Source organism: Thermanaerosceptrum fracticalcis (genome assembly GCF_000746025.2).
Classification (GTDB): domain Bacteria; phylum Bacillota; class Peptococcia; order DRI-13; family DRI-13; genus Thermanaerosceptrum; species Thermanaerosceptrum fracticalcis.
The window spans coordinates 1,364,530-1,377,186 of record NZ_CP045798.1; the positions used below are offsets into that span (position 1 = coordinate 1,364,530).

Here is a 12,657-nt window from a genome sequence, read left to right on the forward strand (position 1 = left end):
AGCTAAAAATTAAGTATAAATTGTAAAAAAATAGGGGGGCCCCCTATTTGCTACTGTTTACTCTAAACTTAAAAATTTTTTCGCTAATTTTAACCCGGTAGGAGTCCTGGCTAACCCACCCTGAGCCGTCTCTCTTAATGCTTCGGGCATAGTCCTGCCGATTTCTCCCATAGCCCCGATCACCTCATCAGCCGGGATTACACTTACTATACCTGCCAGGGCCATATCAGCCGCTACCAGGGCATTGGCGGCTCCCAGGGCATTTCGTTTGGCACAGGGTACTTCCACCAGACCTGCCACAGGGTCACAGACCAGGCCCAGGTTATTTTTCATACTGATGGCAACGGCATCCAATACCTGAAAAGGGGTGCCACCCGCCAGTTCTACGACTGCTGCAGCAGCCATGGCTGCCGCCGAACCGCATTCAGCCTGGCAGCCCCCCTGGGCACCGGAAAGGGAGGCACGCTGGGCAATGATGAGTCCTATACCCGAAGCCGCAAATAGAGCGTAGATAACAGCCTCATCGGAAAGGTTTAGTTTTTCCTGCAGCATGGTCAATACCCCCGGAATAATGCCGCAGGAACCCGCCGTGGGCGCCGCCACAATCTTACCCATGGCAGCATTTAATTCTGCCACAGCCAAGGCTCTGCTCACTGCGTCCAATACGTCCCCGCTTAAAGACCTGCCTTTCTTGAGGTAAGCCGCTAATTTATGCCCTTCCCCCCCGATCATCCCGCCCCGGGATTTACTGGGGTTGTTAAGCCCTTCCTGCACGGCCTCCTTCATGACCTGCCAGCTTTTGCTCATTCGTTCATATACTGATCTTTCTTGGCCTTCCGTGTCCTGGACCTCTCCCAGAAAAACCAGGCGACCAAGGGAAATCCCCTGCTCCTCTGCGCAGGCAGCCATTTCAGCCAATGAACTCCATTCCATATGTTTCACCTACACTTTCCCTACTAAACGAACCGAGGACATATAAGGTAACTCTTTAATTTCTTCTAAAACTTCCTGGGGAATACTCTGATCTGTTTCAATCATCATGCTGGCCATTTTCCCTTTATTCTTACGGGCTACCCGCATGAAGGCTATATTAATGCCATGGCGGGAGAGGACCTGGGTCACCTGGGCAATCACACCCGGCACATCCCGGTGGGTAGTGATGATAGTTTCAAAATTACCATACAGTTCCACAGGAAACCCGTTGATTTCCGTAACCACGATATTACCCCCACCCGTGGAGGACCCTTGCATTTCCAGGCGGTAACCCGTCTCCCCTTCCAAAAGAAAACGTACGGTATTGGGATGAACATCCCCCAGGTCTGCAGGTTGAAAAGAAAAATCTAAAGAGGCCTCCTTAGCCAGTCGAAAAGACTCTTTAATGCGGGTGTCATCTGTCTCCAGGCCCAGTAAACCGGCAATCAGGGCCAGGTCGGTACCATGTCCCCGGTAGGTTTCCCGGAAAGAACCGTGAAGGAAAATGTCCGTTTTGCGGGGATTTTCCCCTAACAGGTAACGGGCCATTTTACCTAACCTCACAGCGCCGGCAGTGTGGGAACTGGAGGGACCTACCATGATGGGACCAATAATATCAAAACAACTCATGTATTTAGCCATCTTTATCTCTCCTTACAAACTTACCAATTCTACTTTAAAACCCCTGTGTTCCAGGGCCTGGACAATCCTTTCCCCATGCTCTTTGCTCTGGGTCTCAATGACTGCCTCCACGATGGCCTGATCCAGAGGGAGGCGGGTCCGGGTCCGGTCATGATTAATGGAAATGACATTACCCCGTTCTTGAGCAATGACGTGCAGGAAGGCCTGGAGGGAGCCTGGCTTATCAATCATGGCTGTAGACAGGCGGATATGGCGCCCTGCTTTCACCAAACCTTTTTCAATAATCCGGGAAATAAAGTTCACATCAATATTACCTCCGCTGACCACAACCGCCACATTTTTGCCGGCCACAGGGTATTTATGATATAAAACCGAAGCCAGGGCTACAGCACCGGCACCTTCCACCACAAGTTTCGCTCTTTCCAGGAGGAGTAAAATGGTGCTGGCAATTTCTTCGTCGTCTACGGTAACAATATCGTCTACATATTGTTGAATGAGGTCAAAGGTAAGATTACCGGGACATTTGACGGCAATGCCATCGGCAATGGTACTGGCTGAGGTCAGGTTGCAAATTTTCCCGGCCTCCCGGGATGCTTTCATACAGGCAGCGCCTTCCGCCTCTACACCGATCACTTTTACCTGAGGTTTCCGGGACTTAATGGCAAGGGCCACACCGCTGGCTAATCCTCCGCCCCCGATGGGTACAAAGACCATATCCAATTCCGGAAGCTGGTCCAGTATCTCCAGGCCGATGGTGCCCTGGCCGGCAATCACATGAGGATCATCAAAGGCATGGATAAAGGTTGCCTCCGTGCTTCTCTGGATTTCTTTCGCTTTCTGGTAAGCATCATCATAAACCTGGCCATGGAGGACAACCCGGGCTCCGTAATCACGGGTAGCCATTACTTTACTGAGAGGAGCACCTTCAGGCATGACAATGACCGAGGGGATACCGGCCTTGGCCGCGGCCATGGCTACACCCTGGGCATGATTCCCGGCCGAGGCCGCAATTACTCCCCTCTGGGCTTCTTTTTCTGACAGCTGGGCCACCTTGTTATAGGCGCCGCGGATTTTAAAGGAGCCCGTCTTTTGCAGGTTTTCTGTTTTTAAATAGACTTTTGCCCCTGCCATGTTGCTGAAGGTAGTGGATAAATCCAGGTTCGTCAGATGCGTGATGCCTTTAAGATTATCCCTGGCCTCAATTATATCCTTGAGGTCTATCACATTCCTTCCCCCTCTACCGTTATCTACCTAACATCGTAATTTCCGGCCGTCTATTTGTCAAATTACCCTTAGTATTAATCAACTGGTTTTTAGAAATGCATTTTTTTCAGGATAGAAAAAGCCTTATCTTCACGATAAGGCCTTCCCAGCACTTACTTATCAAAATAAACCATACCCGTTCCTTCTATGACAATTTTCCCGTCCTGGTTTTCACACCAGGTGGCTAACTTCACCCGGTGCTTTTCTTCATTAAGTTCTATGATTTCTGCCCAGGCTGTAATAACATCATCGATAAAAACAGGAGCTCTAAATTTTAATTCCTGGGACATATACAGATTACCGGGTCCAGGCAGTTTGGTTCCTAAAACAGCGGAAATTAACCCGGCGCTAAGCATACCGTGGGCGATATTTTTGCCAAACATGGTATCCTTAGCGTATTCCTCGTCAACATGGACGGGATTATAATCGTCCGTAATTTCCGCAAATTTTCCAATTAATTCTTTGGTGATTTTTTTTGTCATGCTTTCCTTCATCCCAATTTTTAATTCACTAAATGTTCTTTGTTTATACATGTTCTACTCCTCCCGTTTCTATTGTTAGGGCAATCTCCTCTTTCTTAATACTACTTTGGCATTTTCTTCCCTGTCAATGTGACAGGCCAAACGTCTCGCTCAATGAAACAATACCACTATGCGGCCGACTCCCGAATATAGAGATACTTTTAAGTGTATGAGATTATACATAACGGTACAAATATAAAGACAGGCTTTTTAGCCTGCCTTATTCTAAATCACTATCTTACTTAAATCACCCACGATCCGGGTAAGCTCCACAATCCGCAATAATAACCCCAGGCGGTTTTCGCGTACTTTTTCGTCCTCCACCATCACCATCAGCTCTGTAAAGAACCTGTTGATGGGCTGGGCCAGCCGGGAAAGCTCCTTGATAATCTCAACATAATTCTTTTCCTCTGCCAAAACCTTTACCTTGCTTTCCCCTTCCTTTAAGGCCCCGTATAAGGCTTTTTCAGCATCTTCGGTCAGGTATTCAGGGGTAATCTCCGCCCGGTCAACTTTTTTGGCCAGGTTGTAGGCCCTGGTGAAGGAAGTCAACAAGGCCTGGAATTCAGCATTGCCCTTCATTTCCGTGAGAGCCTGGGCCCGGGCCGCTGTTACGGTCACATAATTGTAATCGATGCCCAGCACAGCGTCAATGACGTCGTAACGATGCCCCTCATCACTGAGAATGTTTTTAATCCGGGGCTGGAAGAATTCCTTGATTTTTTTCTGTGTGGCCTCGCCTAATTTCTCCGCAGGTAAAACATTTTTATAATTAGCCAGGGCTGCAGCAATAAGCTGATCCAGGGCCGCCTCGTATTTATGCCCCAAAAGAATCAGGCAGATGCCCATAGCCTGCCGTCTCAAAGCGTAGGGGTCCTGGGAGCCTGTAGGCTCGATGCCAATGGCAAAACAGCCGGCAATAGTGTCCATCTTGTCGGCGATACTGACCAGGGCCCCTTCAGCGCTGGCCGGGATGGCGTCACCTGCAAAACGGGGCTGGTAGTGTTCCAGGATAGCCTGAGCCACCTGGGGCAGTTCCCCGGAAAGCAGGGCGTAATAACGACCCATGATCCCCTGCAATTCAGGAAATTCATAAACCATGTTGGTGACCAAATCCGCCTTGGCCAGTTCGGCAGCTCTTAAGGCATTGGCCTGGATATTGTCACCCAGTTGTAACACCTGGGCCAGCTTCTCGACATTTTTCTTAATCCTGGTGATCTTTTGGGCCACTGTTCCCAGGCTCTCCTGAAAGACGATTTTCTCCAGGCGGGGGAGGTACTCCTCCAGTTTGATTTTCTGGTCCTCTTCCCAGAAAAAGCGGGCATCGGCCAGGCGTGCTTTCAGGACCTTTTCGTTTCCGGCCCGTACAATATCCAGGTATTCTGCATTACCATTACGTACCGTGATAAAGCGGTTTAAAAGTTTCCCTTCTTTGTCCCGGACGGGGAAGTAGCGTTGATGTTCACGCATGGGCGTGATCACGACTTCCTCAGGAATAGCCAGGTAGCTTTCTGCAAAATTTCCCATTAAAGCTGTAGGCCACTCCAAAAGGTAAGTGACTTCCTCCAGCAGTTCCTCGTCTTCCGTAACGACCCCTTCTACTGTTTGGGCCAGTTCCTGGATCTGCCGCCAGCATTCTGCTCTTCTCACATCCTGATCCACCAGTACAAAATTTTCCTTTAATTGTTCCACATACGTGCCAGGATTCTTAATAGCGAATTCAGGCTGTCCCAGGAAGCGGTGGCCTTTAGTCATCCTGTTGGCCTTAAGTCCCTCTAATTCAAAGGGAATTATTTGCTCATCTAAAAGTGAGACCAGCCAGCGGATGGGACGGGCAAAACGCATTTCCTTATTGCCCCAGCGCATAGGCTTGGGGAAATTGAGAGAAGTAATCAACTGCGGGACAATCTCCGGTAAAACTTGGGCCGTAGGCTTCCCTTTAACCTCACGCAAAGCAAAGAGATACTCCCCGTTTCCTGTTTCCTTAATAATTAAGCTTTCTACCGGAACACCCTGGGCACGGGCAAACCCTTCGGCCGCCTTGGTAAATTTGCCTTCAGGGTCAATAGCTGCTTTCTTGGCCGGCCCCCTAACTTCTTCCTTAAGGTCTTCTTCTTTTTCCGCCAGTCCTTCAATAATCAGGGTCAGGCGCCGGGGTGTACCCATAACCCTGATCTTTTCATATTTGAGGCGACATTCCTCTAATTTCTTCTCCGCATTTTCCCGTAACTGATTTAAAGTTCCGGGCATAAATTTTGCCGGAATTTCCTCAGTGCCGATCTCTAATAAGTAATTAGCCATTCTTATGCCTCCTTCTCCGGTGGGGTAAGACCAAGCCGCGCTCTCTCCATGGCGTTTTTCAGCAGGGGATAACCCAGAGATTCCCGCTGTTTCACATAGGCCTGGGCACAAATACGAGCCATATTTCTCACCCGGGCGATGAATCCTGTACGTTCTGTGACACTGATGGCTCCCCTGGCATCTAAAAGGTTGAAGGTATGGGAGCATTTTAAGACATAGTCATAGGCTGGCTGTACCAGGCCTTTTTCAATAACCCTCAATGCTTCTTTTTCATAGGCCTCAAAAAGATTAAACAGCATGGCCACATCTGCAACTTCAAAATTGTAGTGGGAATAATCAACTTCTCCCTGGTGATGCACATCACCGTAAGTAATACCATTCACCCATTCAATGTCAAAGACACTCTCTTTTTCCTGGATGAACATGGCCAGACGTTCGATACCGTAGGTGATTTCCGCGGAAACAGGCTTACAGTCGATACCGCCGCACTGCTGAAAGTAAGTGAACTGGGTAACCTCCATGCCGTCCAACCAGACCTCCCAGCCTAACCCCCAGGCGCCCAGGGTAGGAGATTCCCAGTTGTCCTCCACAAAACGAATATCATGCTGTTCGGGAATAATTCCGATGGAACGCAGGCTCTCCAGGTAGAGTTCCAGGACATCATCGGGAGAGGGCTTTAAAATCACCTGGTACTGGTAATAATGCTGTAAACGGTTGGGGTTTTCCCCGTAGCGTCCGTCCGTAGGACGGCGGGACGGTTCCACATAAGCCACATTCCAGGGTTCAGGACCCAGGGCTCGGAGAAAAGTAGCGGGATTCATGGTACCTGCTCCCTTTTCCAAATCATAGGGCTGCTGGATAATACAGCCCTTTTCACCCCAGAACTTATTCAAGGCTAAAATAATTTCCTGAAAGTTCATCTCTTTGGCACATCCTTCCTTTAGTTGGTAGTTGTTAGTTGGTAGTGACTGACGCTCCCCGTTTCCCGATTCCCGATACCCGAATTAGCAGTATATTTTCGGGTAGCTGGTAGCGGGTGGCGGGCAGCGATTAAGTTAGTTAGAAATCGGATATCGGACATCGGAAGGCGGAAGTCGTAAATAAAAAATCCTCCCATCCTCGCAGCATTTCTGCTGCAGGGACGAGAGGTTATTCCCGCGGTTCCACCCTGCTTGACCTCCTGGCGGAGGTCCCCTTGATTTTTTTCCCGGCTCCGGGGTGCCATACACTATGACCTTGGCCAGGCTTCCACTCTCCCTGACTCGCTTTGTTGCCGGTTCCACAGCTTTCTTCCCCTTCACAGCCTTATTCACTTAATATCAGTGATAATTTACCAGAGGAAAGGTTGTTTGTCAAGCAGTAACGTAGTTGTTAGTTGATAGTTGGTAGTTGGTAGTTGCTTACTCCTAGAATTTGTCCTTGTCTTTTTTCTCGTAACTCTCTTCTAAAAACTTGAGATCGTGCTTTTCTACTTTACCATCGGGACGTACGATTTCCAGGCTGTAGTTTTTAATGAGTGCCGCCACCGTACCCACAACACCGATAATGGCCAGAGGCGTACTGAATAAGGCGCCCCCCACGCCCAATGCTCCCACAGTGGCGGGTATTTCGAAAATTACCTTATCACCTTTCTTCAGGCGGACTTTGGTCACATTGCCTTTTTTGATGATGTCCTTTATGTAATCAACAATCTGTTTGCCCTTGTCTTCAAGCTTATCGTCCCAGCTTTCACGGCGGTTTTCCAAATTGATTAAGGCCTGTACCACATCACCCTGGGCTTGGTCCAGAGCTTCTTTGGCTTCCCTGTAACTTACACCAAGCCTCTCCCGCAGAAGATCAATTTTTTCAAGTTCATCCATTGTTTAACACCTCCATTTATATTTGTATCCAAGAGAACATAAGCACATACGTGTCTTTTTCCTAAAGCATCATTTTTAAAATAGGCCTGGATTTAAGGGGATGTCCTAACTGTGTATAGAGGAAATCTTCGATGACCCGGTCCAGGATGGTCATCCCCTGCCCGGAAATTTTGATACGGTTTAATTTACCCAAATCCATGCGCAGCATCTGCTGCCAAACCTGCATAACCTCCCGGGTAAAATAAAGGCTATCCTTTTGGATACAGGAAGAGCACAACACTCCGCCCAAATCCGTGGAAAAAGCTATTTTCTCCTGAATCCTGAGAGGCTCCCCACAGGAAACGCAAGTATCCATTAAAGGATTATAGCCCAGTAAAGATAAAAGCTTGATTTCCAGGCCGTGGATAATTAACTCCCTGGCCTCCAGACAGATAATATGGAAGCCCGCCAGGGCTAAATTAAAAACTTCGGAATCCACTTCCCCCTCGGGCGTCAGTGAATCCAGAAGTTCTGCCCAATAACTGGCAGCAGTCATACTGCCTATACTCTCTTGAAGGAATGTAAATCCTTCCAAGCACTGGCTCTGCGTCACAATATCCAAGCTTTTACCCTCATAAAGCAACATTTCATTAAGGGTAAAAAGTTGTACTCCGCCGCGTAAACGGCTGGTTGGTTTTCTGACCCCTTTGGCAATGGCTCTCACCTTTCCTTTTTTTCTGGTTAAAAGGGTAAGGAGACAGTCAGCCTCGGCATATTCCTTGCTGCGCAGGACCAGGGCCTGTGTTTTGTATAAACTCATCCCCTTATTCAGCCCTCTTTATCTTTTTATACCCGTACTCTGCTCCCTGATTTTTTGTAATTTCTTTGTAAATCAGATAGGCACCGATGTTACCTGTACTGCTGAAAAACTCCCAGAAAATCTTTGATGTACGCATAGTTTTTGATATCCTTTCTGGCAAGATGATTTTGCTGCTTACTTAGCTTGAGCCCTCATCAGTCATGATATACTGGTTTTTTTCTGCCAGCAGTTGTACCTTATTCCAATTCCTATTATAGCGATTGTGCAAAAACAAAAGCAAGCCTACTGATGAAAATCGCAGCCGCACCGCTTCGACTTCCGATATCCGATAGCCGACAGCCGACCTCAGAAATAGTAAGACAAGAAAGAAGGCTTCGCAGCCTTCTTGTAATTTTTACTTCCTTTCTTCTTTTTTTGTCAGACAGGCGGAACAGTTTCCACTGCAGCCGCCACAGGCTAAAAGGTTTTGCATACAGCGGGGACAGCGGAGTTCTCCCGTTTTAACCTCATAGCCACAGCGCGGGCACTTCATGTTTAACCCTCCTTCGCCATATTTGCTTTGAGGGCCAGACGTGTCTTTAAGTTTTTGATCACAAAAACTGTTAAGGCTGTAAGTATTGTAAAGGAAAGGGCAACAGCGGTCACGGCATGGTTGGGATAAGTCTTAGCAAGCTGCGCTACAGTACCGCCTACCAGGAAGGCTACGATCCAGCTTCCTATCCAGATGAAAGGAGCTTCTTGTTTGCCTCTTTCTTTAAACAGTACCAGCATCGCCGCAATACAGGGAACGAATAAAGTGATGGTGATTAAAGCTACCAGTGTCTGCATGGGATCCAGGGACAATTCTGTCAATCCGGCGGCCCCAAAGTCTCTCCTCACAATACCCATGATAAAGGCCGTTGCCGATTCTTTGGGGAGATTCAACCAACCTACGGTAAGAGGTGCCAGCAGGTTCTGGAGTATTTCCAGGATGCCTGTGACCTGAAGTGTGCTGATTAAAAGGGCACCCAGGGCAAAGATAGGCGTAGCTTCCTGCAGGAACTGGAACGATTTTGTACCTGTCTTTTTCAACACGTTATTAATCCTGGGCAGTCTTAGAGGAGGCAAGTCAATTAAAAGATCAGAGGATTTACCGGGCAGCACATAGTTTAGTAGAGTCCCTACGATAACCAGTACCGTAAAGATCACTAGAACATAAAGGGCTATATAAGGAGCGCCCAGACCAGCCAGCATCCCGGCAATGACACCCAATTGGGCGGAACAGGGAATAGCCAGGGCCAATAGGAAAATAGCGATACGTCTCTCCCGTTCGGAACCCAAAAGCCGTGTAACGATGGTCGCCAGTGTCACACAACCAAAACCCAAAATCATGGGTATGACGGCCCGACCATTTAAGCCTACCGCTGTTAAAACTCTATCTACCAGGGCGGCAATACGTGGCAAATAACCGGAGTCCTCCAAAGTGGAAAGGATTAAATAAAATCCTACCACCAGCGGTAAAAGGAGTCCTAAAACATAAGTTACGGTCATGGTTAGGAGGCCAAACTCGCCGATTAAGATTTGCCCCAGAGTAGAATCTTCTGCCATGAATTTCGTAACAAGCCCCCGTATAGCCGGTTCGTAATAGCCCTGCATTAATGTTTCCTCGGTAAAACCAACCACATCTCCGGCAACGAAGACACCAATAATCTTGTACATGAGATATAAGGTAACGGCCAGGATAGGTACACCCGTGACCGGTCTTAACATCCAGCGTCCCAGTCTGGTACTGAAAGTAGCACCATGGGAGATTTCCCGGATCACCTTACTCACAATGTAGTTAACCCTTTCCCGGCGAGCCAGGTAGATTTCTTCCCGGTGAGGGCCTGGCTTTAAGCCATGCCTTTCCGCCACTACAGGGTCCCCTTCTAAAATGAGCAGGGCTTCTCCCTGGCTGGCTACCCGGGTGGCCATCCGGGTTAGGCGACTTTGCAGTTCCGGAGAGATATTCCCCGGTTTTGCCCGGTCGATGGCCTTTTTCAGCTCTTCCAGCCCCTCTTTCTGTACGGCAATGGTGGGAACCACGGGAATTCCCAGAAGCTCACTCAAAAGCTTCACATCAATTTCCATCCCCTGGCGGGCAGCCTCATCCACCATGTTAAGAGCCATTACCACAGGAACTCCCGTATCAATAATCTGCTGGGTGAGGAACAAATCCCTTTCCAGGTGCACCGCATCCACCACGTTGACAACCACATCAGCGGCCAGGATCACATCACGGGCAATCCGCTCTTCATCATTAAAAGAAGAAATACCGTAAACACCCGGCGTATCAATCACCGCATCTTTCCCGTATCTCCCATGGGAAATCTCCAGGGTCGTACCAGGATAATTGGAGACATCCACATACAGGCCGGTCAGGGCATTAAAGAATACGGATTTACCCACATTGGGATTACCGGCTAAGACTATTTTTCTACCATTTTCGGGTATGTCAATCTTTAAACCCAGTTCGTGACAGTGAGCCAAATTCTTTCCCTCCTTAACTTACGGCCTGAATGGTGATTTCCTCCGCCAGGCCCCTTCCTACGGCAATTTCCTGCCGGTTTTTCCTCAAAATAACCGGACCTGCCGGTATAATTTCTTCACATATGACAACACTTCCCTCACCGATGCCGAAGCGAATGGCTTGAGAACGTACCTGTTCATTAGGAATACGGGCAATTTTCACTACCTGCCCTTTTTTTACCTGTGATAGTTTCATATGTCATCTCCCCTTAATTGAGAATTATTTTCATTCATCCTACTCATATTTTACTACACGAAGGAAAATTTAACTAGAGTTTAAATGTACTAATCAATAAGAAAAAAACCGGATTAATTAGTCGCAAAAGACTAACTAATCCGGGATTATTAGTAGGTTTATACTAATAGGGACAAGAAAATTTTTCGCTATTTCTATAAATATTTTTTTATGGCATACGACATCATTTGGGTTCTGTTCTCAACACCTAATTTATTTTGCAGCCTCTGGAGATGATTTTTGACCGTATTAGGAGAGATACCCAGTTTATCCCCTATTTCCTTATTACTGAGACCCTGGGCCAGTAAAATGAGGATCTCTTTTTCCCGGGCTGTAACAGATGCCACCTCTTCCTCAGGAGCTTTATCCCTCTCCTCCAGTTGAGGGGCTAATTCTCTTAAGATGTCACATGCTACTTTTGTTGCAAAAGGCCTGTCTTTGTTTACAGCACTCAATATCACCTGTTTCCAGACCTCCGGGGAAAGGGTTTTAAGGAGATACCCCTGGGCCCCTAAGCGCATGGCATCAAAAAGGGACTGGACCGCCCGTGAAGCCGTTAAAACCACCACAGGAACATTGATATTGTGCTCCCTAAGCTTTGCTAAAAGGGATTTATCCGGGTTTTCCTGCCATAATTCTGTAAGCACACAGTCAAATTCATATTTTTTAAAGAGCTCCAGGGCCTCTTTGGCCGTAGCGGCTTCACCGGCTACCCGGAATTCCGGAATACTATCTAAAATACTGCTGATTCCTTTGCGTACAAGAAACTCAGGTTCTACTATTAAGAGCCTGAGTTTTGCCTGGTTTTGCTCCACCTTGTACCTCCACGCGTTTATTTACTGTTTGGTCAGCTGTGACTGGAGAATGGCCGGGCCGCTGCTGGTTCCCAGGCGCTGGGCCCCTGCATTCATGAGCGCTTGAGCCTGTTCCCAGGTCCTAATCCCCCCTGAGGCTTTGACTTTTGCCTTACCCCGGACAGCCTCCGCCATCAGCTGGACATCTTCCACAGTAGCTCCCCCGCCACCAAAACCGGTAGAGGTCTTAACGAAATCTGCTCCTGCCTCTACGGCAGCTTGACAGGCCAGGAGCTTTTCTTCCCGGCTTAACAAGGCCGTCTCGATAATGACCTTTACCACTTTACCCGGATAAGCCCGGGCCTCACTGACAACGGCACTAATATCGTCATAAACGTAGGACATCTTCTTTTCTTTTAAAGCACCGATGTTGATGACCATATCCACTTCGTCCGCTCCCTGGCTAAAAGCAAGTTTAGCCTCATAAGCTTTTACCTCCGGGAGGTGGGCCCCTAGAGGAAATCCTATCACGGTGGCTACGGTAATACCTGATTCTTTTAAAGATTTAACGGCCAAAGTTACATAACAGGGCAAGACACAGACGGCTTTAAAGCCAAAATCCCTGGCCTCCTGACAAAGCTGTAAAACCTGTTTTTCAGTAGAATCGGACCTCAGCAAAGTGTGGTCAATGCTTTGGGCTACTTCACGCAATGATAACATATAA

General features: G+C 48.0%; 14 protein-coding genes. All 14 read right to left on the minus strand.

Annotated features, from left to right (window positions below; translation table 11 throughout):
* Positions 1–57: 57 nt before the first annotated feature.
* The 14 genes from sdaAA to deoC all read right to left on the minus strand — a co-directional run bounded on the left by sdaAA (position 58) and on the right by deoC (position 12,653).
* Positions 58–933 (minus strand): L-serine ammonia-lyase, iron-sulfur-dependent, subunit alpha, encoded by an 876-nt coding sequence (sdaAA, locus tag BR63_RS07205; protein WP_034422288.1) that lies wholly within the window; start codon positions 931–933, stop codon positions 58–60.
* A 9-nt stretch (positions 934–942) separates the two neighbouring features.
* Positions 943–1,614, minus strand: a complete 672-nt coding sequence (gene sdaAB / locus BR63_RS07210; protein ID WP_207724773.1) for an L-serine ammonia-lyase, iron-sulfur-dependent subunit beta — start codon at positions 1,612–1,614, stop codon at positions 943–945.
* Positions 1,615–1,626: 12 nt separating this feature from the next.
* Positions 1,627–2,838, minus strand: a complete 1,212-nt coding sequence (gene ilvA / locus BR63_RS07215) for a threonine ammonia-lyase (RefSeq protein ID WP_034422286.1) — start codon at positions 2,836–2,838, stop codon at positions 1,627–1,629.
* Between the two features lie 152 nt (positions 2,839–2,990).
* Complete coding sequence (locus BR63_RS07220; RefSeq protein ID WP_034422284.1) at positions 2,991–3,410, minus strand: MaoC family dehydratase; 420 nt, start codon at positions 3,408–3,410, stop codon at positions 2,991–2,993.
* A gap of 213 nt (positions 3,411–3,623) precedes the next feature.
* Entirely contained in the window at positions 3,624–5,699 is a 2,076-nt protein-coding gene (glyS, locus tag BR63_RS07225) for a glycine--tRNA ligase subunit beta (protein ID WP_034422283.1), read from the minus strand.
* A 2-nt stretch (positions 5,700–5,701) separates the two neighbouring features.
* Entirely contained in the window at positions 5,702–6,619 is a 918-nt protein-coding gene (gene glyQ, locus BR63_RS07230) for a glycine--tRNA ligase subunit alpha (RefSeq protein ID WP_034422281.1), read from the minus strand.
* A gap of 486 nt (positions 6,620–7,105) precedes the next feature.
* Entirely contained in the window at positions 7,106–7,558 is a 453-nt protein-coding gene (locus tag BR63_RS07235) for a DUF4342 domain-containing protein (RefSeq protein WP_034422280.1), read from the minus strand.
* 61 nt (positions 7,559–7,619) lie between these two features.
* Positions 7,620–8,357, minus strand: coding sequence for a DNA repair protein RecO (gene recO / locus BR63_RS07240; RefSeq protein WP_051965743.1), 738 nt, complete (start codon positions 8,355–8,357; stop codon positions 7,620–7,622).
* Positions 8,358–8,361: 4 nt separating this feature from the next.
* Positions 8,362–8,493: a YqzL family protein gene (locus BR63_RS07245; RefSeq protein ID WP_081908150.1), complete on the minus strand. Its 132-nt coding sequence runs from the start codon at positions 8,491–8,493 to the stop codon at positions 8,362–8,364.
* A gap of 258 nt (positions 8,494–8,751) precedes the next feature.
* Positions 8,752–8,889 carry a hypothetical protein gene (locus BR63_RS07250; RefSeq protein WP_153802081.1) on the minus strand — a complete coding sequence of 46 codons (138 nt, stop codon included), beginning with the start codon at positions 8,887–8,889 and terminating at the stop codon, positions 8,752–8,754.
* Positions 8,890–8,891: 2 nt separating this feature from the next.
* Positions 8,892–10,865 carry a ferrous iron transport protein B gene (gene feoB / locus BR63_RS07255; protein ID WP_051965742.1) on the minus strand — a complete coding sequence of 658 codons (1,974 nt, stop codon included), beginning with the start codon at positions 10,863–10,865 and terminating at the stop codon, positions 8,892–8,894.
* Positions 10,866–10,878: 13 nt separating this feature from the next.
* A complete protein-coding gene (locus BR63_RS07260) occupies positions 10,879–11,100 on the minus strand; it encodes a FeoA family protein (RefSeq protein WP_034422278.1) in 222 nt (73 codons plus the stop codon).
* Between the two features lie 194 nt (positions 11,101–11,294).
* Positions 11,295–11,954, minus strand: a complete 660-nt coding sequence (locus BR63_RS07265) for a LuxR C-terminal-related transcriptional regulator (RefSeq protein WP_034422275.1) — start codon at positions 11,952–11,954, stop codon at positions 11,295–11,297.
* 21 nt (positions 11,955–11,975) lie between these two features.
* Positions 11,976–12,653, minus strand: a complete 678-nt coding sequence (deoC, locus tag BR63_RS07270; protein WP_034422274.1) for a deoxyribose-phosphate aldolase — start codon at positions 12,651–12,653, stop codon at positions 11,976–11,978.
* Positions 12,654–12,657: the final 4 nt, after the last annotated feature.